This is a genomic window from Citrobacter sp. CF971, from assembly GCF_006385635.1.
GTDB classification, from domain to species: domain Bacteria; phylum Pseudomonadota; class Gammaproteobacteria; order Enterobacterales; family Enterobacteriaceae; genus Citrobacter; species Citrobacter freundii.
The window spans coordinates 1,597,558-1,623,749 of record NZ_CP041051.1 but is presented as its reverse complement, the minus strand read 5'-3'; the positions used below and the strand labels follow the sequence as shown (position 1 = coordinate 1,623,749).

Annotated in this window: 28 protein-coding genes, 5 tRNA genes and 1 other RNA gene; 10 read left to right on the top strand and 24 right to left on the bottom strand. The window is 52.4% G+C overall.

Going from position 1 to position 26,192, the window contains the following annotated elements; all coding sequences use genetic code 11:
• Positions 1-113: 113 nt before the first annotated feature.
• Positions 114-1,109, bottom strand: coding sequence for a 6-phosphogluconolactonase (gene pgl, locus E6P06_RS11210; RefSeq protein WP_139935233.1), 996 nt, complete (start codon positions 1,107-1,109; stop codon positions 114-116).
• Between the two features lie 165 nt (positions 1,110-1,274).
• On the opposite strand from pgl, the gene E6P06_RS11205 reads away from it, so the two are divergent.
• Entirely contained in the window at positions 1,275-2,093 is an 819-nt protein-coding gene (locus tag E6P06_RS11205; RefSeq protein WP_003845370.1) for a pyridoxal phosphatase, read from the top strand.
• On the opposite strand, the gene modC is transcribed toward E6P06_RS11205, so the two are convergent.
• From modC to E6P06_RS11185, 4 genes are all read right to left on the bottom strand, one after another.
• On the bottom strand, positions 2,094-3,152 hold the full coding sequence (gene modC, locus E6P06_RS11200) for a molybdenum ABC transporter ATP-binding protein ModC (protein ID WP_003837092.1): 1,059 nt from the start codon (positions 3,150-3,152) through the stop codon (positions 2,094-2,096).
• A gap of 2 nt (positions 3,153-3,154) precedes the next feature.
• Complete coding sequence (modB, locus tag E6P06_RS11195) at positions 3,155-3,844, bottom strand: molybdate ABC transporter permease subunit (protein ID WP_003023032.1); 690 nt, start codon at positions 3,842-3,844, stop codon at positions 3,155-3,157.
• Positions 3,844-4,617, bottom strand: a complete 774-nt coding sequence (gene modA, locus E6P06_RS11190; protein WP_003023029.1) for a molybdate ABC transporter substrate-binding protein — start codon at positions 4,615-4,617, stop codon at positions 3,844-3,846. Before modA ends, modB begins: the two co-directional genes overlap by 1 nt.
• Positions 4,618-4,816: 199 nt before the next feature.
• Positions 4,817-4,966, bottom strand: a complete 150-nt coding sequence (locus E6P06_RS11185) for an AcrZ family multidrug efflux pump-associated protein (RefSeq protein ID WP_003023026.1) — start codon at positions 4,964-4,966, stop codon at positions 4,817-4,819.
• A gap of 130 nt (positions 4,967-5,096) precedes the next feature.
• On the opposite strand from E6P06_RS11185, the gene modE reads away from it, so the two are divergent.
• The 7 genes from modE to gpmA all read left to right on the top strand — a co-directional run bounded on the left by modE (position 5,097) and on the right by gpmA (position 12,886).
• Entirely contained in the window at positions 5,097-5,885 is a 789-nt protein-coding gene (modE, locus tag E6P06_RS11180) for a molybdenum-dependent transcriptional regulator (protein WP_003023018.1), read from the top strand.
• Between the two features lie 67 nt (positions 5,886-5,952).
• Entirely contained in the window at positions 5,953-7,425 is a 1,473-nt protein-coding gene (modF, locus tag E6P06_RS11175; RefSeq protein ID WP_119174043.1) for a molybdate ABC transporter ATP-binding protein ModF, read from the top strand.
• 217 nt (positions 7,426-7,642) lie between these two features.
• Positions 7,643-8,659 carry a UDP-glucose 4-epimerase GalE gene (gene galE, locus E6P06_RS11170; protein WP_003837100.1) on the top strand — a complete coding sequence of 339 codons (1,017 nt, stop codon included), beginning with the start codon at positions 7,643-7,645 and terminating at the stop codon, positions 8,657-8,659.
• Between the two features lie 9 nt (positions 8,660-8,668).
• Entirely contained in the window at positions 8,669-9,715 is a 1,047-nt protein-coding gene (galT, locus tag E6P06_RS11165) for a galactose-1-phosphate uridylyltransferase (RefSeq protein WP_139935232.1), read from the top strand.
• 3 nt (positions 9,716-9,718) lie between these two features.
• On the top strand, positions 9,719-10,867 hold the full coding sequence (gene galK, locus E6P06_RS11160; protein ID WP_016149810.1) for a galactokinase: 1,149 nt from the start codon (positions 9,719-9,721) through the stop codon (positions 10,865-10,867).
• Positions 10,861-11,901 (top strand): galactose-1-epimerase, encoded by a 1,041-nt coding sequence (gene galM, locus E6P06_RS11155; protein ID WP_048219294.1) that lies wholly within the window; start codon positions 10,861-10,863, stop codon positions 11,899-11,901. Before galK ends, galM begins: the two co-directional genes overlap by 7 nt.
• Positions 11,902-12,133: 232 nt before the next feature.
• The gene (gpmA, locus tag E6P06_RS11150) at positions 12,134-12,886 is read left to right on the top strand and encodes a 2,3-diphosphoglycerate-dependent phosphoglycerate mutase (protein ID WP_003022999.1); all 753 of its coding nucleotides are present in this window, start codon (positions 12,134-12,136) and stop codon (positions 12,884-12,886) included.
• A gap of 72 nt (positions 12,887-12,958) precedes the next feature.
• Here the strand turns inward: gpmA and aroG are convergent, their stop codons facing one another.
• Positions 12,959-14,011 carry a 3-deoxy-7-phosphoheptulonate synthase AroG gene (gene aroG, locus E6P06_RS11145; RefSeq protein WP_003837108.1) on the bottom strand — a complete coding sequence of 351 codons (1,053 nt, stop codon included), beginning with the start codon at positions 14,009-14,011 and terminating at the stop codon, positions 12,959-12,961.
• Between the two features lie 317 nt (positions 14,012-14,328).
• On the opposite strand from aroG, the gene E6P06_RS11140 reads away from it, so the two are divergent.
• Positions 14,329-14,703 (top strand): YbgS-like family protein, encoded by a 375-nt coding sequence (locus tag E6P06_RS11140; protein WP_003022994.1) that lies wholly within the window; start codon positions 14,329-14,331, stop codon positions 14,701-14,703.
• 113 nt (positions 14,704-14,816) lie between these two features.
• Positions 14,817-15,758: a CDF family zinc transporter ZitB gene (gene zitB, locus E6P06_RS11135; protein WP_003022992.1), complete on the top strand. Its 942-nt coding sequence runs from the start codon at positions 14,817-14,819 to the stop codon at positions 15,756-15,758.
• Here the strand turns inward: zitB and pnuC are convergent.
• The 18 genes from pnuC to cydB all read right to left on the bottom strand — a co-directional run bounded on the left by pnuC (position 15,755) and on the right by cydB (position 26,177).
• Positions 15,755-16,474: a nicotinamide riboside transporter PnuC gene (gene pnuC, locus E6P06_RS11130; RefSeq protein WP_139935231.1), complete on the bottom strand. Its 720-nt coding sequence runs from the start codon at positions 16,472-16,474 to the stop codon at positions 15,755-15,757. The genes zitB and pnuC overlap by 4 nt on opposite strands.
• A 26-nt stretch (positions 16,475-16,500) precedes the next feature.
• On the bottom strand, positions 16,501-17,544 hold the full coding sequence (gene nadA, locus E6P06_RS11125; RefSeq protein WP_003837113.1) for a quinolinate synthase NadA: 1,044 nt from the start codon (positions 17,542-17,544) through the stop codon (positions 16,501-16,503).
• Positions 17,545-17,825: 281 nt separating this feature from the next.
• Positions 17,826-17,959, bottom strand: a non-coding RNA gene (locus tag E6P06_RS11120) — RtT sRNA.
• Between the two features lie 22 nt (positions 17,960-17,981).
• Positions 17,982-18,057: transfer RNA gene (locus tag E6P06_RS11115), tRNA-Lys, on the bottom strand.
• 133 nt (positions 18,058-18,190) lie between these two features.
• Positions 18,191-18,266: transfer RNA gene (locus E6P06_RS11110), tRNA-Lys, on the bottom strand.
• Positions 18,267-18,311: 45 nt separating this feature from the next.
• Positions 18,312-18,387: transfer RNA gene (locus E6P06_RS11105), tRNA-Lys, on the bottom strand.
• A 3-nt stretch (positions 18,388-18,390) separates the two neighbouring features.
• A tRNA-Val gene (locus E6P06_RS11100) sits at positions 18,391-18,466 on the bottom strand.
• Positions 18,467-18,603: 137 nt separating this feature from the next.
• Positions 18,604-18,679, bottom strand: a tRNA-Lys gene (locus tag E6P06_RS11095).
• Between the two features lie 165 nt (positions 18,680-18,844).
• Positions 18,845-19,636, bottom strand: a complete 792-nt coding sequence (gene cpoB, locus E6P06_RS11090; RefSeq protein ID WP_003847309.1) for a cell division protein CpoB — start codon at positions 19,634-19,636, stop codon at positions 18,845-18,847.
• A gap of 9 nt (positions 19,637-19,645) precedes the next feature.
• Entirely contained in the window at positions 19,646-20,164 is a 519-nt protein-coding gene (gene pal, locus E6P06_RS11085) for a peptidoglycan-associated lipoprotein Pal (protein ID WP_003022983.1), read from the bottom strand.
• A gap of 34 nt (positions 20,165-20,198) precedes the next feature.
• The gene (gene tolB / locus E6P06_RS11080; protein WP_003022981.1) at positions 20,199-21,491 is read right to left on the bottom strand and encodes a Tol-Pal system beta propeller repeat protein TolB; all 1,293 of its coding nucleotides are present in this window, start codon (positions 21,489-21,491) and stop codon (positions 20,199-20,201) included.
• Between the two features lie 128 nt (positions 21,492-21,619).
• Complete coding sequence (tolA, locus tag E6P06_RS11075; RefSeq protein WP_139935230.1) at positions 21,620-22,876, bottom strand: cell envelope integrity protein TolA; 1,257 nt, start codon at positions 22,874-22,876, stop codon at positions 21,620-21,622.
• Positions 22,877-22,940: 64 nt separating this feature from the next.
• Complete coding sequence (tolR, locus tag E6P06_RS11070; protein ID WP_003022978.1) at positions 22,941-23,369, bottom strand: colicin uptake protein TolR; 429 nt, start codon at positions 23,367-23,369, stop codon at positions 22,941-22,943.
• A gap of 3 nt (positions 23,370-23,372) precedes the next feature.
• Complete coding sequence (gene tolQ, locus E6P06_RS11065; protein ID WP_003022976.1) at positions 23,373-24,065, bottom strand: Tol-Pal system protein TolQ; 693 nt, start codon at positions 24,063-24,065, stop codon at positions 23,373-23,375.
• Complete coding sequence (gene ybgC, locus E6P06_RS11060) at positions 24,062-24,466, bottom strand: tol-pal system-associated acyl-CoA thioesterase (protein WP_003835413.1); 405 nt, start codon at positions 24,464-24,466, stop codon at positions 24,062-24,064. Before ybgC ends, tolQ begins: the two co-directional genes overlap by 4 nt.
• Positions 24,467-24,616: 150 nt before the next feature.
• Positions 24,617-24,910 carry a cyd operon protein YbgE gene (gene ybgE, locus E6P06_RS11055; RefSeq protein ID WP_003022971.1) on the bottom strand — a complete coding sequence of 98 codons (294 nt, stop codon included), beginning with the start codon at positions 24,908-24,910 and terminating at the stop codon, positions 24,617-24,619.
• Positions 24,910-25,023, bottom strand: coding sequence for a cytochrome bd-I oxidase subunit CydX (gene cydX, locus E6P06_RS11050; RefSeq protein WP_003022970.1), 114 nt, complete (start codon positions 25,021-25,023; stop codon positions 24,910-24,912). The genes ybgE and cydX overlap by 1 nt, the downstream gene beginning before the upstream one ends.
• Before the next feature lie 14 nt (positions 25,024-25,037).
• Complete coding sequence (cydB, locus tag E6P06_RS11045) at positions 25,038-26,177, bottom strand: cytochrome d ubiquinol oxidase subunit II (protein WP_003022968.1); 1,140 nt, start codon at positions 26,175-26,177, stop codon at positions 25,038-25,040.
• Between the last annotated feature and the right edge of the window lie 15 nt (positions 26,178-26,192).

Sequence of the window (26,192 nt, the reverse complement as noted above, 5' to 3'; positions counted from 1 at the left end):
AGCAGAAACGCAAGTCCAGCCTACTGTAGAAGGGAATTAAACAAGCAGAAACAGCAAAAGTATTTGCAATCAATCTTAAAGATAGCGACGCCCGCTAACGGGCGTCGCTATTGTTAATACGCGTTAACCACCACCCACATCGGGCCTTGTCCTACCGCGTAACGACCGTTCTCTGTCAACAGTCCTTGTTCGCCTGCAATCTTATACACCGCGATATGTTGCGATTTTTGCCCGGCGGCAATCAGGTATTTTCCGCTGTGATCGATATTAAAACCACGCGGCTGAGTTTCGGTAGGCTGGAAACCCTCTTTAGTCAGTACGCTACCGTCTTCAGACACGCTAAAGACCGTAATCAGGCTGGCGGTACGATCACAGGCATACAGATGACGCCCATCAGGTGTGATATGAATATCTGCTGCCCAACGGGTATCAGCGAAATCTGCAGGCATCATATCCAGCGTCTGCACACACTCAATTTTGCCGTACGGATCTTTCAGCTCCCAGACATCAACAGAGCTGTTCAGCTCGTTCACACAGTAGGCATATTGCTTATTCGGATGGAACGCCATATGACGCGGGCCCGCGCCTTCCACGGTAGTCACTTCAGCCGGTTCCTGCGCGACCAGATGGCCATCATCGCTTACGTCAAACAGGCAGATACGATCCTGTTTCAACGCCGGAACCCACAAAGTACGGTTATCCGGAGAGATGTTGGCTGAGTGGCAACCATCCAGGCCCTCAACCACGTCAACCAGTTCCACCGGCAGGCCATCTTCCAGACGCGTGACGCTCACGCTGCCAGCGTTATAAGAACCCACGAACACGAAACGTCCCTGATGATCGGTAGAAATATGCGTCGGGCTACCCGGCAGCGCAGACTCTGCCGCGAAGGTCAGCGCACCGTCATCAGGCGCAATACGATAAGCCAACACGCGAAACTCCGGGCGCACGCCAACATAGAGGTAACGCTTATCCGGGCTGACGACCATCGGCTGTACCTGACCCGGCACATCAACCACCTGTGTCAGCGTCAGAGAACCATCGTGATTCAGGCTCCAGACGTGGATTTGCTGACTTTCAGGGCTGGCGGTATAAACGGTTTGCTTCATGAATACTCCTTTGCTTTTTGGCAGGTGGCTGCAATTGCCTGACACACGCCTAGGGTAGACGCTTTTAACGGTGAATGCTTAATTAAGGCTCAGAATTTTGTCCGGCTCCCGTCTCGGTGTACCATTCCAACAGACATAATTCTCAACCTTAATCTGGATAAACCTATGACCGCACGCGTGATTGCCCTGGATTTAGACGGTACCCTCTTGACCCCGAAAAAAACCTTGCTGCCATCCTCTCTCGAAGCGCTCTCGCGCGCCAGAGAAGCAGGCTACCAACTTATCATTGTCACAGGTCGCCATCACGTTGCTATTCATCCTTTTTATCAGGCACTGGCGCTGGATACACCTGCAATTTGCTGTAACGGTACCTATTTGTATGATTATCAAGCAAAAAAGGTGCTGGAATCCGATCCCCTTCCGGTAGACCAGGCATTACAGCTGATCGAAATGCTGGATGAACATCAGATCCACGGGCTGATGTATGTGGATGAGGCCATGCTGTATGAGCGCCCTACCGGGCATGTAGTGCGTACTGCTAACTGGGCACAAACGCTGCCGCCGGAACAGCGCCCGACCTTCACCCAGGTTCCTTCGCTGGCGCAGGCGGCGCATGACGTTAACGCCGTCTGGAAATTTGCTCTGACCGACGAAGATATTCCGAAACTGCAGCAGTTTGGCCGGTATGTCGAGCAACAACTGGGGCTGGAGTGTGAATGGTCCTGGCACGATCAGGTCGACATTGCCCGTAAAGGCAACAGTAAAGGACGACGCTTGACCCAGTGGATAGAAGCACAGGGCGGGTCAATGGAAAACGTGATTGCCTTTGGCGATAACTTTAACGATATCAGCATGCTGGAAGCCGCAGGCACTGGCGTGGCGATGGGCAACGCGGATGACGCGGTCAAAGCACGCGCCAACATCGTGATTGGTGATAACACCACCGACAGCATCGCGAAATTTATCTACTCTCACCTGCTGTAATCAGGCGGTAATCGATACGCTCTTAATTTGCGCGTACAGCCACAGGCCAGGTTTGATACCCAGTTCATCCCTGGCCCATGGGCTGATCTTCGCCCACAGCGTCTTACCGCCCACCTCAAGCTGAACTTCCACCTGACCGTTATCGTCATAGCATTGCGCGACTTTTGCCCGGAGAACATTACGAATACTGGTCTGTTGCGGCGGTTGCAGTACCAATGAAACATCAGAGGCCTGAATACGAATACGCAGCGCGGTTTGCAGCGGTTGTTCCAGCTTGTTGACCCACAGATGCTGATCGCCAAGCGCCAGCGCGGTCATCGCGTAGTGTGGATGATGTTCCAGCACGCTGACTTTCAGAATACTGCTTTGCTGTTCCTTAGGCAGCCAGGGGTGCATCACGCTGCTGCCCCAGACATCTTCCAACGAACCAAACGCTTTGACCTGCCCGTTTTCCAGCACCATCACTTTATCTGCCAGGTGCAAAATCTCATCAAGCGAGTGGCTGACGTACAGCATCGGAATATTAATTTCCCGCGCCAGGCGTTGCAGATAAGGCAGCAGTTCGCGTTTACGCGGTATATCCAGCGAGGCTAACGGCTCATCAAGAAGCAATAACTCAGGCGCTGTCAGCAGCGCCCGACCAATGGCGACACGCTGCTTTTCACCGCCAGAAAGACCGCCTGGCAGACGGTCAAGCAGCGGTTCAATGCCCAACAACGCCACCAGCTTATCAAACTGTCCGGCCATGCTTTTCGCCATTCCGTAACGCAGGTTGCCGCGCACTTTATAGTGTGGGAACAGGCGCGCATCCTGGAAAACATAGCCCACCCGGCGTTTTTCCGGCGTTAAACAGATACCGTTCTCGACGTCGTTTAACACCCGACCGTTGAGCACGATGCGCCCGGACTGCGGCTGCGTCAGACCACTGATGGCGTTAATCAGTGAGGTTTTGCCCGCACCGGAAACGCCAAAAATAGCGGTGATGCCGCTGGCTGGCAGCGTTTCGTTGAGCGTCAGACAATGCGTCCCCAGCGTCTGGGAGAAATTAAGTTCAAGCATGATTATCGCCCCGTCCGCTCACGGCTAATACGCGCCAGCCATTCAGAAATCAGCAGCGAAATCAGCGCCAACACAATGGAAATGATACATAACCTCGCCGCCGCGCTTTCGCCGCCCGGGGTTTGGATCAGGGTATACATCGCCGAAGGAATGGTGCGGGTTTCGCCAGGAATATTGGAAACAAAGGTAATGGTTGCACCAAATTCCCCAAGGGAACGCGCAAACGCCAGCACAGTACCAACAATAATGCCGGGCAGCATCAGCGGTAACGTAATGGTCATAAAGACGCGCCAGCGTCCGGCTCCCAGCGTGCGGGCCGCCTGCTCCAGCTTGACGTCGACACCTTCCAGCGCCAGACGAATAGCCCGCACCATGAGCGGGAAGGACATCACCGCAGCGGCCAGCACCGCCCCACGCCAGCTAAAGGCAAAAGTGATGCCAAACCAGTCGTACAGCCATTCGCCAATGAATCCGCGCCGTCCCATAGAGACCAACAGCAGATACCCCACCACCACAGGCGGCAGAACCAGCGGCAAATGCAGTACGCTGTCGAGCAGCGCTTTGCCCGGGAACTTGCATCGCACCAGTAGCCAGGCAAAGAAGATCCCAAATGGCAGACTAAACAACACGGCCAGGGAAGAAACTTTCAGGCTCAGTATAACGGCCTGCCATTCAGGATCGGTCAGTATCATTACTTGGTCGTAAATCCATAACGTTTAAAGATTTCAGCAGCCTGCGGTCCTTTCAGGTAATCATAGAACGCGCTAACCGTTGCGTTTTTGTGCCCATCAACAATCGCGATAGGGTATTCCACTTTTTTGTGCGAATCTTCCGGGAAGGTCGCCACAACTTTTACGCCCTTGCTGGCGACGGCATCAGAACCATAGACGATCCCCAGCGGCGCTTCGTTACGCTCTACCAGCGCCAGCGCACCGCGCACGTCTTCAGCAGGAGCCAGTTTCGGGGCCAGGGTATCCCATGCACCCAGTTTTTGCAGCGCTTCTTTGGCATAAATGCCTGCCGGAACATGTTCCGGATCGCCAACAGCCAGGCGTCCACCGTTCAACAGACTGGTCCAGTTGGTTTTGCTGTCGATGGTGAAGTCTTTCTGTGCGCTGGCTTTCGGCGCAACCACCACCAGGCTGTTACCCAACAGCGTTTCACGCGTTGCGGTATCAATCGACTTCTTGTCTACCGCGTAGTCCATCCATTTCTGATCGGCAGAAATAAACAGATCGGCCGGTGCGCCTGCTTCAATCTGACGCGCCAGTGTGGAAGAAGAAGCAAAAGAGGAGACAACATCAACGTTCTTCTCTTTTTTATATTGCGTTGCAATGTCCTGCATCGCGTTGGTCAGCGAAGCCGCTGCGAAAACGGTAATCTTTCCTTCATCCGCCAGCGCATGTCCGGCAACAGTAAGAGAAAGAGTTGCCCCTGCAAACAAGCGTAACCATGTACGTGCCATCTGTAACTCCTTTGCGTTTCGTTATGTAGGCGCAAATATAACGATTAAACCAGGATTTTCCCAGTGGTTATTGATACCAATTAGAGGTTACACAAAGAAAATATCGGCAGGGAAAGCAGGATCTTGAGAAACTGTAGCGAGAGAAAACGAGTAGGAAGGCTAAAAATATAAACGCCCGACTGAGCGGGCGTTTGGGGAATCAATGATTCTGTCTGGACTGGTCTTTCTGACCGATACCGGAGAAAATGTTGAACACTTCACCCAGTCCGTAAATCAGACCCAGAATGATGGCCATTACCACAGGTACCATGATTACGGCGAATACCAGACTTTTCAATAACTCTAACATGGTCAACTCCAGATATAGTCCTTAGTTGTATTCTAACCACATAACGCAGAAAAGCACTCCCCTTTTGTGCGGTCGGCTTTGCTCAGGCACGGTTTTCCGTCACAATACCCTTTTTTGCCAGGAGCTTGTGATGCAGGCCGAAATCCTTCTTACGCTGAAACTTCAGCAAAAACTGTTTGCTGATCCCCGTCGCATTTCTCTGCTTAAGCACATTGCGCTTTCCGGTTCCATCAGTCAGGGCGCGAAGGATGCAGGTATCAGCTACAAAAGCGCCTGGGATGCGATTAACGAAATGAACCAGCTCAGCGAGCAGACGCTGGTTGAACGTGCCACAGGCGGTAAAGGCGGCGGTGGCGCGGTGTTAACGCGCTATGGCCAACGTTTAATCCAGTTATATGATTTACTGGCGCAAATCCAACAAAAAGCTTTTGATGTTTTGAGCGATGACGATGCGCTACCGCTCAACAGCCTGCTGGCAGCTATCTCGCGTTTTTCACTGCAAACCAGCGCCCGTAACCAGTGGTTTGGCACCATTACCGCTCGCGACCACGATCAGGTCCAGCAGCATGTTGACGTCCTGCTGGCCGATGGCGAAACGCGCCTGAAAGTGGCAATCACTGCGCAAAGCGGCGAGCGTCTGGGTCTTGAGGAAGGCAAAGAAGTACTGATTTTGCTGAAAGCGCCGTGGGTGGGAATCACTCAGGACGACGCCATCGCTCAGGCTGCCGATAACCAGTTGCAGGGCACGATTAGCCATATTGAACGCGGTGCGGAACAGTGTGAAGTGCTGATGACGTTGCCAGATGGCCAGACGCTCTGCGCGACGTTGCCGATAGATCAGACCCACACATTAACTGAAGGCGCTAACGTCACAGCATATTTTAATGCTGATAGAGTGATTATCGCCACGCTGTGCTGAGTTGATTGACATCAGCCCGAAGAACACGTATCCCTGTTATTCATCGCTGCAAATAATGGGATACAAAATGTCATCGTTGCAAATTTCGCAAGGCATGTTTCGTCTTAGCGACACAAAAACGCTCCAGTTAGATGCGTTGACGTTAAACGCGGGTGATAGCTGGGCGTTTGTTGGCTCTAATGGTAGCGGGAAATCTGCGCTGGCCCGCGCGCTGGCGGGCGAGTTGCCGCTCCTGAAAGGCGAACGCCGCTGCCAGTTCACACGTATTACCCGACTCTCCTTTGAGCAGCTCCAAAAGCTGGTCAGCGACGAGTGGCAGCGGAACAACACCGATCTTCTTAGTCCCGGTGAAGACGACACAGGGCGCACCACCGCAGAAATCATTCAGGATGAGGTCAACGATCCCGCCCGCTGCGCTGCGCTGGCGCAGCAGTTTGGCATTTCAGCCCTACTCAACAGGCGTTTCAAATACCTTTCCACCGGTGAAACACGCAAAACTCTGCTCTGCCAGGCATTAATGTCCACGCCAGATTTGCTGATCCTTGATGAACCCTTTGACGGGCTGGACGTCGCGTCCCGCCGCCAGTTAGCAGAACTGCTCGATGAGCTACACCAGGCCGGTTTAACGCTGGTACTGGTGCTTAATCGCTTTGATGAAATTCCCGAATTCGTGCAGTTTGCCGGCGTGCTTGCCGATTGCACACTGACGGAAACCGGCGCAAAAATCGACCTTCTGCAACAAGCATTAATCGCTCAGCTTGCCCATAGCGAGCGGCTGGAAGGCATCCAGTTACCTGAGCCGGATGAGCCTTCAGTACGCCAAACATTGTCAGATAACGAGCCGCGCATTGTGCTTAACGATGGCACTGTCTCGTATAACGATCGCCCTATCCTGCATCATCTGAGCTGGCGGGTAAATCCGGGGGAACACTGGCAAATCGTCGGCCCCAACGGTGCGGGGAAATCAACCCTGCTCAGTTTAATCACCGGCGATCATCCCCAGGGATATAGCAACGACCTGACCCTGTTTGGCCGACGCCGGGGCAGCGGTGAAACTATCTGGGATATCAAAAAACACATTGGCTATGTCAGCAGCAGCCTGCATTTGGATTACCGGGTAAGTACAACAGTTCGCAACGTTATTCTCTCCGGTTATTTCGATTCAATCGGCATTTATCAGGCCGTCTCCGACAGGCAGCACAAGCTGGTACAGCAGTGGCTGGATATTCTTGGCATCGATAAACGTACCGCGGATGCGCCATTTCATAGTCTTTCCTGGGGACAACAGCGGCTGGCATTGATTGTTCGTGCTCTGGTGAAACATCCTACATTGCTGATCCTCGATGAACCCTTGCAAGGATTAGATCCGCTCAACCGCCAACTGATCCGTCGGTTTGTGGATGTCCTGATCGGTGAAGGCGAAACTCAGCTTTTGTTCGTCTCTCATCACGCCGAAGATGCCCCGGCCTGCATTACCCATCGGCTAGAGTTTGTACCCGAGGGAGATATCTACGGCTATCGACAAACTTCTCTGCGTTAATTTTCATGCCAGGGCGTTTATCACGCCCTTTTTTCTGCTTTTTTTTCAGACAATCGCTGTAATAACAACCTAACATAATGATTTATAATAAATTAACTAGCAGCGTCGAGTGAAAACCCTGGAGTGTAAACGATTCCACTAATTTATTCCGTGTCACACTTTTCGCATCTTTGTTATGCTATGGTTATTGCATACCATAGGCTTAACGGAGCGAATTATGAGAGTATTGGTTACAGGTGGTAGCGGTTACATTGGAAGCCACACTTGCGTGCAGTTGCTGAAAAACGGTCACGAGGTGGTGATCCTGGATAATCTCTGCAACAGCAAGCGCAGCGTACTGCCCGTCATTGAGCGTTTAGGCGGCAAGCATCCGACCTTCGTGGAAGGAGACATCCGTAACGAAGCGCTGATAACCGAAATTCTGCACGATCATGCCATTGATACGGTCATCCATTTTGCCGGTTTAAAAGCCGTTGGAGAATCCGTTGCCAAGCCGCTGGAGTACTATGACAACAACGTCAACGGCACTCTGCGTCTGGTGAATGCAATGCGCGCAGCCAACGTGAAAAACTTTATTTTCAGCTCCTCCGCGACCGTCTATGGCGATCAGCCGCAAATTCCTTACGTTGAAAGCTTCCCCACCGGCACGCCACAAAGTCCGTACGGCAAAAGCAAGCTGATGGTGGAACAGATCCTGACCGATCTGCAAAAAGCTCAGCCCGACTGGAGCATTGCCCTGCTGCGCTACTTTAACCCTGTTGGCGCTCATCCGTCAGGAGATATGGGGGAAGATCCGCAAGGTATTCCAAACAACCTGATGCCTTACATCGCGCAGGTTGCCGTTGGCCGCCGCGAGTCTCTTGCCATATTTGGCAATGACTACCCTACTGAAGATGGCACCGGCGTACGCGACTACATCCATGTGATGGATCTCGCCGACGGCCACGTTGCCGCCATGGAAAAACTGGCAGGCATTCAGGGTGTGCATATTTATAACCTCGGTGCAGGCATCGGCAGCAGCGTGCTGGACGTGGTCCACGCCTTCAGCAAAGCCTGTGGTAAACCGGTGAATTACCACTTCGCCCCGCGCCGTGAAGGCGATCTTCCAGCCTACTGGGCTGATGCCAGCAAAGCCGATCGCGAGCTCAACTGGCGCGTGACCCGCACATTGGATGAAATGGCACAAGATACCTGGCACTGGCAGTCACGCCACCCACAGGGATATTCGGATTAAGGACCAATCATGACGCAATTCAATCCTGTCGATCATCCACACCGCCGTTTTAACCCGCTCACCGGGCAGTGGATTCTCGTATCACCGCATCGCGCCAAACGCCCGTGGCAAGGGGCGCAGGAAACTCCGTCTAAGCAGGTACTACCTGCACATGACCCGGACTGCTTCCTGTGCGCTGGCAATACGCGCGTTACCGGCGACAAAAACCCGGATTACACCGGGACCTATGTCTTTACCAATGACTTTGCGGCGTTGATGTCCGATACCCCGGACGCGCCGGACAGTCACGATCCGTTGATGCGCTGCCAGAGCGCGCGCGGTACCAGCCGCGTGATTTGCTTCTCACCCGATCACAGCAAAACGTTGCCGGAACTCAGCGTCCCTGCACTGACAGAAATCGTAAAAACGTGGCAGGAGCAGACCGAAGACTTAGGGAAAACCTATCCCTGGGTGCAGGTATTTGAGAATAAAGGCGCAGCGATGGGGTGCTCGAACCCGCACCCACACGGACAAATTTGGGCCAACAGCTTTTTGCCTAACGAAGCCGAACGTGAAGATCGCCTGCAGAAAGCGTACTTCGCCGAACAAGGCGCGCCAATGCTCGTTGATTACGTCCAGCGCGAACTGGCGGACGGCAGTCGTACGGTCGTAGAAACCGAGCACTGGCTGGCGGTTGTGCCTTACTGGGCCGCGTGGCCGTTCGAAACGCTGCTGCTGCCGAAAGCGCATGTGCTGCGTATTACCGATTTGAGCGACGAACAGCGTGCTGACCTGGCGCTGGCGTTGAAAAAACTGACCAGTCGTTACGACAATCTGTTCCAGTGTTCATTCCCCTACTCCATGGGCTGGCACGGCGCACCGTTTAACGGTGAAGAAAACCAACACTGGCAGTTGCATGCACACTTTTATCCGCCGCTGCTGCGTTCCGCGACTGTGCGTAAATTTATGGTCGGATATGAAATGCTGGCAGAAACCCAGCGCGACCTGACGGCAGAACAAGCGGCTGAACGACTGCGTGCGGTCAGCGACATCCATTTTCGCGAATGCGGAGTTTAAATAATGAGTCTGAAAGAAAAAACACAATCTCTGTTTGCAGAAACATTTGGCTACCCTGCCACCCATACTATTCAGGCACCGGGTCGTGTAAACCTGATCGGCGAGCATACCGATTATAACGACGGCTTCGTTCTGCCTTGCGCCATCGACTATCAAACCGTTATCAGTTGTGCGGCACGCGACGATCGAAAAGTCCGCGTGATCGCCGCTGATTACGACAATCAGATTGATGAGTTCTCGCTTGATGCGCCGATTATCGCCCACGACAGCCAGCAGTGGTCAAACTACGTGCGTGGCGTAGTGAAACATCTGCAAAAGCGCAATAACACCTTTGGCGGTGCTGATCTGGTGATCAGCGGTAACGTCCCACAGGGCGCGGGGTTAAGTTCTTCTGCCTCGCTGGAAGTCGCTGTGGGTACGGTATTCCAGCAGCTCTATCATCTGCCGCTCGACGGCGCGCAGATTGCCCTGAACGGTCAGGAAGCTGAAAACCAGTTTGTCGGCTGTAACTGCGGCATTATGGATCAGTTGATCTCGGCACTTGGTAAGAAAGATCATGCGCTACTGATCGACTGCCGAACGCTTGGCACCAAAGCAGTTTCTATGCCTGAGGGCGTAGCGGTGGTGATCATCAACAGTAACTTTAAACGTACGTTGGTCGGTAGCGAATACAACACCCGTCGCGAACAGTGTGAAACCGGCGCTCGTTTCTTCCAGCAGCCAGCGCTGCGTGATGTTAACCTTGAAGCGTTTAACGCCGTCGCCCACGAATTGGATCCGATCGTCGCCAAACGCGTTCGCCACGTGATCACGGAAAATGCGCGTACCGTTGAAGCAGCACAGGCGCTGGAAAAAGGCGACCTGCTGCGTATGGGCCAACTGATGGCGGAATCTCACGCCTCAATGCGCGATGACTTTGAAATTACCGTGCCGCAAATTGATACGCTGGTTGAGATTGTCAAAGCGACCATTGGCGATAAAGGCGGTGTACGCATGACCGGCGGCGGCTTCGGCGGCTGTATCGTGGCGCTGATCCCGCAAGATTTGGTGCCTGCCGTACAGCAAGCTGTCGCTGAGCAGTACGAAGCAAAAACTGGAATTAAAGAAACATTCTACGTCTGCAAACCTTCTCAAGGAGCCGGACAATGTTAAACGAAATCCCCGTGCAGGCTCCGGACGGTCAGCCGTTTCGCCTGCTCACCCTGCGCAATGACGCAGGGATGGTGGTCACGCTGATGGACTGGGGCGCGACCCTACTCTCTGCGCGTATTCCGCTCAGCGATGATAGCGTGCGCGAAGCATTACTCGGTTGCGCCAGCCCGGAACAATACCCGGAACAGGCTGCATTTCTGGGGGCCTCGATTGGTCGCTACGCTAACCGTATCGCCAACAGCCGCTATACATTTGCTGGCGAAACCGTTGAATTAATACCAAGTCAGGGCGACAACCAGCTGCACGGCGGGCCGGACGGTTTTGACAAACGTCGCTGGCAGATAGTCAATCAAAATGACCGCCAAGTGCTGTTCGCCTTAACGTCTGACGATGGCGATCAGGGCTTCCCTGGCCATCTTTGCGCTACCGTGCAGTATCGCCTGACTGACGATAATCGTATTTCGATAACCTACCGCGCCACGGTCGATAAGCCCTGCCCGGTGAATCTGACGAATCACGTTTATTTCAACCTCGACGGTGACAAAACGGATGTGCGCCAACACAAGCTGCAAATCCTCGCCGACGAGTACTTGCCGGTTGATGAAATGGGCATCCCGCACGACGGACTGAAATCCGTCGCTGGTAGCACTTTCGATTTCCGTACGCCTAAGATCATCAGCAGTGAATTTCTTGCCGATGACGATCAGCGCAAGGTAAAAGGTTACGATCACGCCTTCCTGCTCCAGGCACAGGGCAATACGCATACGCCGGTCGCTCGACTGTGGTCCCAGGATGAAAAACTGCAGATGGAGGTCTACACCTCCGCCCCGGCATTACAGTTTTATTCCGGGAATTTCCTCGGCGGTACGCCATCCCGTGGTCCTGATGCCTACGCCGACTGGCAAGGTCTGGCACTGGAAAGCGAGTTCCTGCCGGACAGCCCGAACCATCCGGAATGGCCGCAGCCAGACTGCTTCCTGCGTCCTGGCGAAGAGTATGCCAGCGTGACGGAATACAGGTTTATTCCAGCCTAATCGTTCCCCCTCCCAGGCCCGATGACGTAACGTATCGGGCCTGTTGCTTGTTTATCACAGTAGAACCGCTCAAATCCCCACCGTTCAAAGACAAAATCGCAACCTTGAGTTCACAAGAACCTTACACTGTGGCGCTATTTTCGCTATGGTTATGCGTAAGGATTGCCGCTGACGCATTACGGCAATATAATGAGAATTATTATCATTAAATATGATTTATAGGAGTGAGTGTATGGCTGTAACTAAGCTGGTTCTGGTACGTCACGGTGAAAGTCAGTGGAACAACGAGAACCGTTTTACCGGTTGGTATGACGTTGATCTGTCCGAGAAAGGTGTGGGCGAAGCAAAAGCGGCAGGTAAACTGCTGAAAGAGGAAGGCTACAGCTTCGATTTTGCTTATACCTCTGTGCTGAAACGTGCCATCCACACCCTGTGGAACGTACTGGACGAACTGGATCAGGCCTGGCTGCCGGTTGAGAAATCCTGGAAACTGAACGAACGTCATTACGGCGCGCTGCAGGGTCTGAACAAAGCTGAAACCGCTGAAAAATACGGTGACGAGCAGGTTAAACAATGGCGTCGCGGCTTTGCGGTAACGCCACCAGAACTGACCAAAGATGACGAGCGTTATCCGGGTCATGATCCGCGTTATGCGAAGCTGACCGACAAAGAGTTACCGGTTACCGAAAGCCTGGCGCTGACCATCGACCGCGTTATCCCCTACTGGAACGAAACCATTCTGCCGCGCATGAAAAGCGGTGAGCGTGTGATTATCGCCGCTCACGGTAACTCTCTGCGTGCGCTGGTTAAATACCTGGATAATATGGGCGAAGATGAGATCCTTGAACTGAACATTCCGACCGGCGTACCGCTGGTATATGAGTTCGACGAAAACTTCAAACCGATCAAACACTACTATCTGGGTAACGCTGACGAGATCGCCGCAAAAGCTGCAGCCGTTGCGAACCAGGGTAAAGCGAAGTAATTTTCATCCCGGGTCAAACGAAAAAAGCGTGGAATGCTCCACGCTTTTTTATTTTTCTGGAAGGCTAACGTTTTAACCGCGACGCGCTTTTACCGCATCCGCCAACTGGCGCAGCACCGCATCGGTGTCTTCCCAGCCAATGCAGGCGTCGGTGATGCTCTTACCGTAGGTCAGCGGCTCGCCGCTATCCGGGTTCTGATTACCCTCGACCAGATGGCTTTCGATCATCACGCCAATAATCGCTTTTTCTCCACCAGCGACTTGTCCGCAAACGTCTTTCGCAACATCCATCTGCTTTTTGAACTGCTTGCAGGAATTGGCATGGCTAAAGTCGATCATCACTTGTGCAGAGAGCCCTGCTTTGATCAGACCTTCTTTCACATCGGCAACGTGCTGAGCGCTGTAGTTAGGTTCTTTGCCGCCGCGCAAAATAATATGGCAATCGCCGTTACCGCTGGTATTCACGATCGCCGAATGACCCCATTTGGTCACAGACAGGAAGCAGTGTGGCGCCCCTGCTGCGTTGATTGCATCTATCGCAACTTTGATCGTGCCATCGGTACCGTTTTTAAAACCAACCGGGCAAGACAGACCTGATGCCAGCTCGCGGTGTACCTGAGATTCAGTGGTACGAGCCCCAATCGCGCCCCAGCTCATCAGATCGGCAAGGTATTGCGGCGTGATCATATCGAGGAACTCACCCGCAGCCGGCAATCCGCTATCATTGATATCCAGCAGCAATTTACGTGCAATGCGCAGCCCATCGTTGATTTGGAAGCTGTTGTCCATATGCGGATCGTTGATAAGCCCTTTCCAGCCGACGGTGGTTCGCGGTTTTTCAAAATAGACGCGCATGACAATTTCAAGCTCGCCTTTTAACTCTTCGCGCAGCGCCAGCAGGCGGGCGGCGTACTCTTTAGCGGCTGCCGGATCATGAATAGAGCACGGCCCAATTACCACTAACAGGCGATCATCGCTTCCTTTCAGAATTTTATGAATCGCTTTACGGGCATGAGCCACCGTGTTTGCGGCATTTTCAGTAGCGGGGAATTTTTCCAGCAATGCGACTGGCGGTAATAACTCGTTGATCTCTTTAATGCGTAAATCGTCGTTCTGATAATTCATGATTATTCCAGCGTTGCCATACTTATATAAATGAATGCAATCCCTCCAATCTATATCTTCAGTCATAAAGTGTAAACGGGGTTTTACACTTTGGACGGATTAATCCTGGAATTGGCCAAAAAAACACAATAAAGTAGCGAAAAACGAGATCCAACCTACAATTTATAACTGTAACAGCTTTAATTTTCATAAATTTCAAGATTCTATGCTGGGTTTAATTTCTCAGGCAAAACTATTAACCACATATTGATGATGTAACTGGCACATGCACTGTTGGAAGACGTTATCCGACATATCGACCATAACAGGAGCATATTATGCATATGACAAAGCTGGCTTCACTCTTTCTTACCGCTACACTCAGCCTCGCCAGCGGCGCGGCGCTGGCTGCTGAAACCAATACGCAGTCCAATAACGGCCAGGCAAATTCCTCGGCGGACGCCGGTCAGGTCGCCCCAGACGCACGTGAAAACGTGGCACCAAATAACGTCGACAACAGTAACGTGAATTCGGGTGGCACAATGCTGCACCCGAACGGTTCATCAATGAACCATGAAGGGATGACCAAAGACGAGATGCACAAGAACACTATGTGTAAGGACGGTCGCTGCCCTGATGTGAATAAGAAGGTTGAGACCGGAAACGGCATTAATAATGATGCCGAGACAAAAACTGATGGCACAACGCAGTAACGCTGAAAATAAAGCTAATAACGGGAGAGCAATAGCTCTCCTTTTTAATTTTATCATCCCAAAAACGGTATGATGGCATACAGTAAAGATGAGAATAACAAAGGGATGGCATAATGGCGCACTCGCATACTCATAATTCCTCTGAGCAACCCAAGGACAATAATGCCCGCCGCTTGATGTTTGCATTCTGCATTACAGCCGGATTTATGTTGGTTGAAGTGGTAGGTGGAATACTTTCAGGTTCACTGGCCTTGCTGGCTGATGCCGGGCATATGCTCACTGATGCCGCAGCGCTCCTTTTCGCGCTGCTGGCCGTCCGGTTTTCCCATCGACCGCCCACAATACGACACACCTTCGGCTGGCTGAGGCTCACGACACTGGCCGCGTTTGTTAATGCCATCGCATTGGTCGTGATCACCATTTTAATCGTCTGGGAAGCCATTGAGCGCTTCCATACGCCCCGCCCCGTGGCAGGCGGCATGATGATGGTTATAGCTGTCGCGGGTTTACTCGCCAACGTGCTGGCTTTTTGGGTTCTACACCGCGGCAGTGAGGAGAAAAACCTGAACGTCCGTGCTGCGGCACTACATGTGATGGGCGATTTACTCGGCTCGGTCGGGGCGATCATCGCTGCGCTTATTATTATCTGGACGGGCTGGACGCCTGCGGACCCGATTCTCTCGATTCTGGTTTCCGTGCTGGTACTGCGCAGCGCCTGGCGACTGTTAAAGGATAGCGTTAATGAATTACTGGAAGGTGCCCCGCTGACGCTGGATATTGCCGCACTGCAGCGCCATCTCAGCCGGGATATCCCCGAAGTCCGCAATGTACACCATGTCCATGTCTGGATGGTGGGTGAAAAACCGGTAATGACGCTGCATGTGCAGGTGATCCCGCCGCACGATCATGATGCCCTGCTGGAACGTATTCAGCATTTCCTTATCCACCACTACCAGATTGAACACGCGACGATCCAGATGGAGTATCAGCCGTGCAATGGGCCGGACTGCCACCTGTACCAAGGCGTGTCCGGCCATTCACATCATCACCATTAATGGGAAAGCGCGCGGGAACCCCGCTCACGCGCGCTGTTAATCCACATCCTGCTACCATTCAGGGCGATAACCGTCAGGATCATATACTCCAGCGACATGGCATATACGCCTTGTAGGGCGAAAATCACTACGCTTATTACGTTAATGATCACCCACAGCAGCCAGTTTTCGACGTATTTGCGCGTCATCAGGATCATCGCCGCAATCGACAACACCATCATGCAGGAGTCCCAGAACGGGAATGCATCGGGTTGCAACTCAGGCACAACAACCTGTAATCCTAATGCCTGCATAATGTTCACCGCAATGCGGGTCAGGAATGCAAAGACCGGGTCGATATAGACCGACATCAGACCGATCGCTACCACGCAAGCCGCCAGCCAGCCGATCGCTTTTGGTAACGGCAGCCAGCGAATTTTCAGTTCCGCTTCATGCTGGTTATTTTGCCTGGACCAGGCATACCAGCCGTAGATGTTGGCGGCAAAGAAGAAAACTTGCAGCAACAGGCTTGCATAGAGCTGGATCTGAAAGAAGATAATCGCAAACAGCGTGACGTTTATCAGGCCGAAGAAGTAATTGCTTATTTTCTCAAGACTCGCCAGACCAATACACAGCAACCCGGCGATCGTCCCCACAGCTTCGATCCACGACAGATCGTAACCGCCAGCGCCGATCGGAATATGTACCAGAATGTTCTGCGTGCTAAAAAAGTCCATCTTTTCCCCCAGAGCAAAAAAATTAATTAAGCTCGAAGTGTAGCCGCAAATTCCAACATGCGGTTTAACGGCAACAACGCCCCTTCTCGCAGCGCAGCATCAACATGTATCTCATGAGCCGCTCCGCCTTGTTCCAGGCCCTCAGCAATAGCCTTGAGGCCGTTCATCGCCATCCACGGACAATGCGCACAGCTGCGGCAGGTTGCCCCCTCGCCAGCCGTCGGCGCTTCAAGCAATTCTTTATCCGGAACGGCCTGCTGCATTTTGTAAAAAATGCCCCGGTCAGTCGCCACAATCAGCTGTTGATGCGGTAACGATTTAGCTGCGTTGATTAACTGGCTGGTTGAGCCAACCGCATCAGCCATATCAACGATAGACTGAGGGGACTCCGGGTGCACCAACACCGCAGCATCAGGGTAAAGCCCCTTCATGCGTGTTAAAGCCTGAGTTTTAAATTCGTCGTGGACGATACAGGCCCCCTGCCAACAAAGAACATCTGCACCGGTCTGTTTTTGCACGTAGTTGCCCAGATGTCTGTCCGGAGCCCAGATGATTTTTTCACCTAAACTATCAAGGTGCTCAATAAGTTCTACCGCGATACTGGACGTGACGACCCAGTCCGCCCGCGCTTTAACGGCAGCGGAGGTATTGGCGTAAACCACCACGGTACGATCAGGATGCGCATCGCAAAACGCGCTGAAAGCATCAATCGGACAACCCAGATCTAATGAACATTCCGCCTGTAAGGTCGGCATCAGGATGGTCTTTTCCGGGCTGAGGATTTTGGCGGTTTCCCCCATAAACCTCACTCCTGCAACCAACAGCGTAGAGGCAGAATGTTTTGAGCCGAACCGCGCCATTTCCAGAGAATCAGAAATACAGCCACCGGTCTCTTCGGCCAATTGCTGAATTTCAGGATCGGTGTAATAGTGCGCGACCATAACGGCATCACGCTCTTTCAACAGGCGCTTGATTTTTTCACGATAAAATTGCTTTTCATCCACACTCAGCGGGGCTGGCTTCGGCGGAAACGGATAAATTGCTGCTTCTGGATCAAACATCACGCTCATCTTGCTTTCTCGTTTTACTAGCTTAACGAAATAACCGATTAAAAGCGTGACGCACGCCGTATTCGGTTAGATTTGTTTTATATGCTAAACAAGATAGCGGATTGGCGTAAGAAAGTCACAATAATTGCGTGTGATGAATGCCGGATGGCGACTGACGTCTTATCCGGCCTACGTGAATAGTGTCGTCTGTAGGACTGATAAGCGAAGCGCATCAGGCAAGCAGGTTCGAATCGTTGATTCTGCGCATAGCAAAAAAGCGCCTTTAGGGCGCTTTTTTACACTGGTGGGGCGTGCAGGATGACTCGCTACGCTCGCCCTTCGGGCCATCGCCGTAAACGGCTCCGTTGTCTCACTTCGTTCGACCCGAACCTGCTGCAGGTTCGAATCATGAAATCCTGCACATAGCAAAAAAGCGCCTTTAGGGCGCTTTTTTACACTGGTGGGGCGTGCAGGATTCGAACCTGCGACCAATTGATTAAAAGTCAACTGCTCTACCAACTGAGCTAACGCCCCCTTATGGGGTTCACTTCTTTATACTTTCAGGATGGTGGGTCGTGCAGGATGACTCGGCTTTGCCTCGCCCTACGGGCCGTTGCTTACGCAACGTTATCCTTCACGTTTTACAATCGCGTTCCACCTTAGCGATTGGTGGGTCGTGCAGGATTCGAACCTGCGACCAATTGATTAAAAGTCAACTGCTCTACCAACTGAGCTAACGACCCGCTCGGGTATAACCTGAAAATTTTTACTCGGTACCACCAATAAATTGGTGGGGCGTGCAGGATTCGAACCTGCGACCAATTGATTAAAAGTCAACTGCTCTACCAACTGAGCTAACGCCCCGAGTGGTGGGTGATGACGGGATCGAACCGCCGACCCCCTCCTTGTAAGGGAGGTGCTCTCCCAGCTGAGCTAATCACCCGATACTACGCTGGATACTACTTACTAACTGAGTTAGTGGTGGGTCGTGCAGGATGACTCGACTTCGTCTCGCCCTACGGGCCGTTGCTTACGCAACGTTATCCTTCACGTTTTACAATCGCGTTCCACCTTAGCGATTGGTGGGTCGTGCAGGATTCGAACCTGCGACCAATTGATTAAAAGTCAACTGCTCTACCAACTGAGCTAACGACCCACTTTTTTTGCCGCTTTCGGGCTGTTTGATATCCCTTGGCAACGGCGGCATATATTACTGATTTCAGATTTTAGCGCAACAAAAATTTCGATGTAAATAACTCAACTGCTTAGGAATCACACGACGCGACCAGAATTAACACGATTTCTGGTCGCATGGTGTTCATTACATCGCGCCAAGGCGTTTTTGCGCTTGTTTCGCACCATCAGTGCCAGGGTATTTAGTGATAACCTGCTGATAAACGGCTTTAGCTTTTGCTGTGTCACCTTTGTCCTGCATGATGACGCCGACTTTATACATCGCGTCTGCAGCCTTTGGTGATTTCGGGAAGTTTTTAACTACTGAAGCAAAATAGAACGCTGCATCATCTTTTTTCCCCTTGTTGTAATTCAACTGACCCAGCCAGTAATTCGCATTTGGCAGGTAAGTCGAGTCTGGGTACTTTTTGATGAAGTTCTGAAATGCTTCAATCGCATCATCCTGGCGGGATTTATCCTGCACCAGAGCAATGGCCGCATTGTAATCAGTGTTCGCATCGCCAGTCTGCGCCGGGGCTCCTGACGCTGCCGCTGCGCCCGCGTCAGGCGTAGGGGTTGCTGCTGCCCCACTCTGATCGCTACCTGCAGACTGCGCCGCAGGCGCACTACCGCTGCCAAGATTATTAATCTGCAACAATATTTGCTTCTGGCGTTCAACAACCTGGTTCAACTGATACTGATTTTCCTGAATTTGACCACGCAGGGAATCAATATCGGACTGATTATCGGAGAGTTGTTGCTGGAGTTGGGTTAAAAGCTGACTGTGAGCGTTAGAAATACGCTCGAGTTGAGTGACACGGTCTTCGACCGAGCCTGAGCCGACACTACTGATTGGCGCCTGAGCAAAAGCGGCCCAAGGGGCCGCTATGCCAACCAGTAACGACAGACTCAACAGATGATGTCTGAAGTTACTGCTCATGCAATTCTCTTAGTAAACCAGTACGGCGCGACGGTTTTTGGCATAAGCCGCTTCGTCATGACCCAGTACTGCAGGTTTTTCTTTACCGTAAGAAACGATGGAGATCTGGTCAGCAGAAACGCCTTTACCCTGCAGGTACATCTTAACGGCGTTCGCACGACGCTCACCCAGGGAGATGTTGTACTCAGGAGTACCACGTTCGTCCGCATGACCTTCTACGGTGACTTTGTAAGACGGGTTGCTACGCAGGAAGTTAGCGTGAGCATCCAGCATTGCAGCGAAATCAGAACGGATATCGTACTTGTCCAGATCGAAGTAAACGATGTTGTTCTGCTGCAGCTGTTGCATCTGAAGACGCGCTTGCTCTTCAGAAGACATGTTGCCGCTGCCGTTTGCATCCATACCAGTGCCGGCACCCAGCATGCCTTCGCTGCCGTCATTGCTGGCGTTCTTGTTAGAAGAACATGCTGCAATAGCCATAACAGGCAGAGCAATCATCAGCCCTTTCAGCACTTTGTTCAGTTGCATTTCAATGATTCCTTTATTAATCAATTATTTATTATCACAGATACGGCGACCAGGCAGGGAATTTAACCTGTCCATCAGTTGCCGGAAGACGCGCTTTGAAACGCCCATCTGTAGAAACCAAATTCAGCACGGATCCCATCCCCTGAGAAGAGCTGTAGATTACCATAGTGCCGTTAGGTGCCAGACTTGGCGTTTCGTCCAGGAACGTTGACGACAGAACTTGTACGCCACCCGCTACCAGATCTTGTTTGGCAATGTGCTGCTGACCGTTGGCCGAACTTACCATTACCATAAATTTACCGTCGCTGCTCACATCCGCATCCTGGTTTTGCGAACCTTCCCAGGTAATGCGCTGCGGAGCACCGCCGTTGACGTTAACTTTATATACCTGCGGACGACCGGCCTGGTCAGATGTAAAGGCCAGGTTTTGGCTGTCCGGGAACCAGGTCGGTTCCGTGTTGTTGCTACGACCATCCGTCACCTGACGGATCTGACCGGAACCAATGTCCATGACATACAGGTTCAGGCTACCGGTTTTAGACAGGGCAAACGCCAGTTTGCTGCCATCCGGAGAAAACGCAGGCGCACCGTTGTGACGTGGGAACGACGCTACCTGACGAACCGCGCCATTAGACAACGTCTGAATAACCAGTGCAGAACGACCACTCTCGAAGGTTACGTACGCCAGTTTTGAACCGTCCGGAGACCACGCCGGAGACATCAGCGGCTGCGGAGAACGGTGTACCACGAACTGGTTGTAACCATCGTAGTCGGACACACGTAATTCGTACGGGAACTGACCACCGTTGGTCTGAACAACATAAGCGATACGGGTACGGAATGCACCTTTAATGCCGGTCAGTTTTTCAAACACTTCGTCACTTGCAGTATGCCCCGCGTAACGCAGCCACTGCTTGTTCACTTTATAAGTGTTCTGTGCCAGTACGGTACCCGGTGCGCCACCGGTGTCAACCAGCTGATAGGCAACGCTGTAAGAACCATCCGGGTTCGGCGTAACCTGGCCGACGACTACGGCATCAATGCCCAGCGCAGACCAAGCGGCAGGTTGAACTTCCTGCGCGGTACCAGGCTGCTGAGGCAGACGAGAACGGTCTAACGGGTTAAATTTACCGCTGTTACGCAGGTCAGCACCTACGATACCACCGATATCTTCAGGTGCAGCACCCGGTCCTGCCCACTGGAAGGGGACAACACCAATCGGGCGCGCCGAGTCCACCCCCTGGGTGATCTCGATACGTACTTCTGCGTGCAGCACCGCTGCCCACAGCATCAGAAAACCAAATGCTACTCGTAATGCCTGCTTCATCATATCTCCCTTATCTGGACGGAAAGCCCACGATAATTTAGCAGAATGTTAACAAACTCAAATACACAAAACTACCACAACTCAGTATCAACCTTAGACCGTTTCCCCTGATTTCTCAGGGGTCGTTATTACAGTTTGAAGTCCAGTTTGGCATCTTTTACTTTTTCATAAACTGCCTGGCTAGGCGGTTTAGGAATTCTGGCAGTTTTCGCAGCCGTCAGCGCAGCCTGACACAATGCTGGATCCCCACCCTCTTCGGTCACATCCAGTAACAGACCATCGGGTGCTAACTTGATATGTAATACGCAAGATTTACCTGCATACAAATCTGCACCATACAGACGGCTCTGGATCGCATTACGAATTTGAGATGCGTAAGCACTGATATCAGCACCAGATGCACCGCCATTGGCACCACTTGTACCACTATCTTTCGCCGGTTGGCCGTTTCCTTTCGCTCCACCGCCCGATTTCGGTGCATTCTTACCGGAGCTCAGGTCACCCAACAAGTCGTCAACGCCAGAGGCTGCAGCGGCTTTTTCGGCCGCAGCCTTTTTAGCAGCTGCTGCTTTATCTGCCGCAGCTTTCTTATCGGCAGCGGCTTTCTCGGCAGCAGCTTTTTTGTCTGCTGCTGCTTTTTCCGCTGCGGCTTTCTTATCAGCCGCCGCTTTTTCAGCAGCGGCCGCTTTCGCGGCGGCGGCTTTTTCTGCTTTCTCAGCGGCAGCTTTCTCGGCTGCTGCTTGCTTAGCGGCTTCAGCCAGTGCTTTCTTCGCAGCGTCCGCGGCAGCCTTAGCAGCTTGTGCTTCGGCAACTTTCTTCGCATCAGCAGCGGCTTTAGCAGCTTCCGCCTCAGCTTTTTTCTGTGCGTCAGCAGCGGCTTTCTTCGCGGCATCTGCCGCTTGTTTCGCCTGTGCATCAGCTTTAGCCTTCGCGTCTGCAGCAGCCTTCGCCGCAGCTTCTTCAGCCTGTTTCTGTTGCTCTTGCGCTTTCGCGGCGGCGGCTTCAGCTTGCTTCTGCTGTTGCGCCTGTTCGCGCACTTTTTCCTGCGCGGCTAAGCGTTCTTTTTCCAGCTGCTTCAGTCGCTCTTGCTCAGCTGCCTGTTTCTCGCGAAGTTCTTCAGCTTGCTGCTGCGCCTGCTTTTCACGCTGCTCTTCAGCACGTTTCGCGCTTGCCTGCTGTTGCTGCTGCCTGTCGTACTGTTGCACAACGGCGCCAGGATCGACCATAACGGCGTCGATGGACGAACCGCCACCGCCGCCGGCTGAAGCATCAATGTGCTCATCGAACGAACTCCAGATCAGCGCTGCAAATAAAATGACATGCAGCACCGCTGAAATAATTATCGCCCTTTTGAGCTTGTCGTTTTGTTCGGTTGCCTTTGACACTCTCGGTTCCCAAAAAACTGTTCGCCTGTTACGTGCTATCTTTCAAGCCAGCAAAACGCCGTCATCAGATTGGCTGCGTCATCAAGCCAACCGATTTTACGCCTGCACTGTGTAACAAGTTCAGCGCTTTAATTATTTCATCATAAGGCACGTCTTTCGCACCACCGATTAAAAAGACCGTTTTCGGATTGGTCTGCAGACGACTTTTCGCTTCCGCGATAACCTGCTCCGGCGGCAGTTGATCCATACGATCTTTCTCAACCACCACGCTGTATTGCCCAATACCGGAAACTTCAATAATGACCGGGGGTTCGTCGTTACTGCTGACGGCTTGCGATTCGGTCGCATCCGGCAGGTCGACTTCCACACTCTGCGTAATGATCGGTGCGGTTGCCATAAAGATCAGCAACAGCACCAGCAGTACGTCGAGCAGCGGTACAATATTGATTTCGGACTTGAGTTCGCGACGACCTCGTCCACGCGTTCTGGCCATGGCTTACCCCTTGTTGCTCTCGCTAACGGTAAACGCCTGGCGGTGCAGAATCGCGGTGAACTCTTCCATAAAGTTGTCGTAATTCAGTTCCAGTTTGTTCACGCGCTGGTTCAGACGGTTGTAGGCCATAACCGCCGGGATTGCCGCAAACAGACCGATAGCCGTTGCAATCAACGCTTCCGCGATACCCGGTGCAACCATTTGCAGTGTCGCCTGTTTTACCGCGCCCAGCGCGATAAATGCGTGCATGATCCCCCAAACGGTACCGAACAGACCGATATACGGGCTGATGGAGCCAACGGTTCCGAGGAATGGAATATGCGTTTCCAGCGTTTCCAGCTCACGGTTCATCGAGATACGCATCGCACGGGAAGCCCCCTCAACGACCGCTTCCGGCGCGTGACTATTTGCCCGATGCAAACGGGCAAATTCTTTGAACCCGCTGTAGAAAATTTGTTCTGAGCCAGCCAAATTATCACGACGCCCCTGGCTTTCCTGGTACAGGCGCGACAATTCAATGCCGGACCAGAACTTGTCTTCAAATGCTTCGGCTTCACGTGAAGCAGCATTAAGAATACGGGTCCGCTGGATAATAATGGCCCAGGATGCGATTGAGAAACCAATCAAAATCAACATGATAAGTTTAACCAGAAGGCTTGCCTTCAGGAACAAATCAAGGATATTCATGTCAGTCACTGCTTAAACTCCGCGACAATAGACTTGGGAAGCGCACGAGGCTTCATTTTGAGTGGATCAACGCAAACAATCAGAACTTCGGCTTCATTCAGCACGGTGTTCTCTGCGTTGACAATGCGTTGCGTGAAAACCAAAGAGGTGCCACGCATTGACGTAATTTCGGTTTGAACTTCGAGCATATCGTCGAGCCGGGCAGGCGCAAAATACTCGAGGGTCATCTTGCGCACCACAAAGGCTACACGTTCAGCCAACAGGACCTGCTGACTGAAGTGATGATGACGCAGCATCTCTGTGCGCGCTCTTTCATAAAAAGCGACGTAGCTGGCGTGGTAAACCACCCCACCGGCATCGGTATCTTCATAGTAGACACGAACCGGCCATCGAAACAGCGTTGTATTCACTTTACATCCCGGTAATGCAACAAAAGGTTAGTGCTTTCAAACTTCGCTACTATACGCGCGGGAATGGTGCTTTGGAATGGGGGAAAGTAAACGGAGAGTAAAAAATTATGGGCTTATGCAAGCCCATAAATATTTAAGGATGTTTCTTATTCAAAAGAAGAAGAAAAACAGACCAACAACGAGGACGATATCCGCGATCAGCGGGCAGAAGATACCCTGCCAGTGTACGGCACGAGGACGAAAGCCAACGCCGTGAATGATGCCTGCGCAGACCGCCCACATCAGCAGAAAACCATGCCAGATTTCAAGCTCACTGGTTTTAGCCGCGAAACGTGACGGATCCCAGAATATGCAGCCGGCCAATACGATTGCCAGCACAAATGAAAGCGCCCGCAAGGGGCGCTTGTCCATCGCGTTGTATAACATCGCGATAATGTTGGTCATTAGCTATCTTCTTGTCCGGCTTTGCCTGATTCAACGTGCTCAAGCGCCAGCGCTGTGATTATCCCAAATGCACAGGCAAGAAGCGTTCCCAAAATCCATGCGAAATACCACATTTTAAGCTCCTTACTTAGTACAGAGAGTGGGTGTTGCTTTCAATATCTTCTTTAGTGATGCGACCAAACATCTTCCAGTAACACCAGCCGGTGTACAGCAGAATGATCGGTACAAACACACAAGCTACATACGTCATCAGATTCAGCGTCAGCTGGCTGGACGTTGCATCCCACATGGTCAAACTTGCGTTCATCATGGTGCTGGATGGCATCACAAACGGGAACATTGCGATACCGGCAGTCAAGATGATGCAGGCTAACGTCAGTGAAGAGAAGACGAATGCCCAGGCCCCTTTCTCCATACGAGAAGTCAGAATGGTCAACAGCGGCAGAACCACGCCCAGTGCAGGAACCAGCCACAGGATAGGTGCATTGTTAAAGTTCACCATCCATGCGCCAGCCACGCGAGCCACTTCTTTGGTCAGCGGGTTGGAGGCGGCATGATGATCCAGAGCTGAGGTCACAACATAACCGTCAATACCGTAAATCACCCATACACCGGCCAGCGCGAAGCAGACCAGAGTCACCAGCGCCGCAACCTGTGAAGTTGCACGAGCACGCAGATGCAGTTCACCTACCGTACGCATCTGCAGATAGGTCGCACCCTGGGTGATGATCATCCCAACGCTCACGACACCTGCCAGCAGACCAAACGGATTCAGCAACTGGAAGAAGTTACCGGTGTAGTACAAACGCATGTAGTCATCTACGTGGAACGGAACCCCTTGCAGCAGGTTGCCGAACGCCACGCCAATCACCAGCGGTGGCACGAAGCTACCAATGAAGATGCCCCAGTCCCACATGTTGCGCCAGCGCATGTCTTCAATCTTGGAGCGGTAATCAAAACCGACCGGACGGAAGAACAAAGACGCCAGTACCAGGATCATCGCCACATAGAAACCGGAGAACGCAGCGGCATACACCATCGGCCAGGCAGCGAACAGTGCGCCACCCGCGGTGATAAGCCAAACCTGGTTACCGTCCCAGTGCGGGGCGATGGAGTTAATCATAATTCGACGCTCGGTATCATTACGACCGAGGAAACGGGTGAGCATGCCCACCCCCATGTCGAAGCCATCAGTGACCGCGAAACCAATCAGCAGAATGCCAACCAGCAGCCACCAGATAAAACGCAATACTTCATAATCGATCATTTGACGACTCCTGTC

Coding starts and splice junctions, on each gene's coding strand:
- pgl (WP_139935233.1), bottom strand. CDS start 1,109: ATGAAGCAAACCGTTTATACCGCCAGCCCTGAAAGTCAGCAAATCCAC.
- E6P06_RS11205 (WP_003845370.1), top strand. CDS start 1,275: ATGACCGCACGCGTGATTGCCCTGGATTTAGACGGTACCCTCTTGACC.
- modC (WP_003837092.1), bottom strand. CDS start 3,152: ATGCTTGAACTTAATTTCTCCCAGACGCTGGGGACGCATTGTCTGACG.
- modB (WP_003023032.1), bottom strand. CDS start 3,844: ATGATACTGACCGATCCTGAATGGCAGGCCGTTATACTGAGCCTGAAA.
- modA (WP_003023029.1), bottom strand. CDS start 4,617: ATGGCACGTACATGGTTACGCTTGTTTGCAGGGGCAACTCTTTCTCTT.
- E6P06_RS11185 (WP_003023026.1), bottom strand. CDS start 4,966: ATGTTAGAGTTATTGAAAAGTCTGGTATTCGCCGTAATCATGGTACCT.
- modE (WP_003023018.1), top strand. CDS start 5,097: ATGCAGGCCGAAATCCTTCTTACGCTGAAACTTCAGCAAAAACTGTTT.
- modF (WP_119174043.1), top strand. CDS start 5,953: ATGTCATCGTTGCAAATTTCGCAAGGCATGTTTCGTCTTAGCGACACA.
- galE (WP_003837100.1), top strand. CDS start 7,643: ATGAGAGTATTGGTTACAGGTGGTAGCGGTTACATTGGAAGCCACACT.
- galT (WP_139935232.1), top strand. CDS start 8,669: ATGACGCAATTCAATCCTGTCGATCATCCACACCGCCGTTTTAACCCG.
- galK (WP_016149810.1), top strand. CDS start 9,719: ATGAGTCTGAAAGAAAAAACACAATCTCTGTTTGCAGAAACATTTGGC.
- galM (WP_048219294.1), top strand. CDS start 10,861: ATGTTAAACGAAATCCCCGTGCAGGCTCCGGACGGTCAGCCGTTTCGC.
- gpmA (WP_003022999.1), top strand. CDS start 12,134: ATGGCTGTAACTAAGCTGGTTCTGGTACGTCACGGTGAAAGTCAGTGG.
- aroG (WP_003837108.1), bottom strand. CDS start 14,011: ATGAATTATCAGAACGACGATTTACGCATTAAAGAGATCAACGAGTTA.
- E6P06_RS11140 (WP_003022994.1), top strand. CDS start 14,329: ATGCATATGACAAAGCTGGCTTCACTCTTTCTTACCGCTACACTCAGC.
- zitB (WP_003022992.1), top strand. CDS start 14,817: ATGGCGCACTCGCATACTCATAATTCCTCTGAGCAACCCAAGGACAAT.
- pnuC (WP_139935231.1), bottom strand. CDS start 16,474: ATGGACTTTTTTAGCACGCAGAACATTCTGGTACATATTCCGATCGGC.
- nadA (WP_003837113.1), bottom strand. CDS start 17,544: ATGAGCGTGATGTTTGATCCAGAAGCAGCAATTTATCCGTTTCCGCCG.
- cpoB (WP_003847309.1), bottom strand. CDS start 19,636: ATGAGCAGTAACTTCAGACATCATCTGTTGAGTCTGTCGTTACTGGTT.
- pal (WP_003022983.1), bottom strand. CDS start 20,164: ATGCAACTGAACAAAGTGCTGAAAGGGCTGATGATTGCTCTGCCTGTT.
- tolB (WP_003022981.1), bottom strand. CDS start 21,491: ATGAAGCAGGCATTACGAGTAGCATTTGGTTTTCTGATGCTGTGGGCA.
- tolR (WP_003022978.1), bottom strand. CDS start 23,369: ATGGCCAGAACGCGTGGACGAGGTCGTCGCGAACTCAAGTCCGAAATC.
- ybgE (WP_003022971.1), bottom strand. CDS start 24,910: ATGACCAACATTATCGCGATGTTATACAACGCGATGGACAAGCGCCCC.
- cydX (WP_003022970.1), bottom strand. CDS start 25,023: ATGTGGTATTTCGCATGGATTTTGGGAACGCTTCTTGCCTGTGCATTT.
- cydB (WP_003022968.1), bottom strand. CDS start 26,177: ATGATCGATTATGAAGTATTGCGTTTTATCTGGTGGCTGCTGGTTGGC.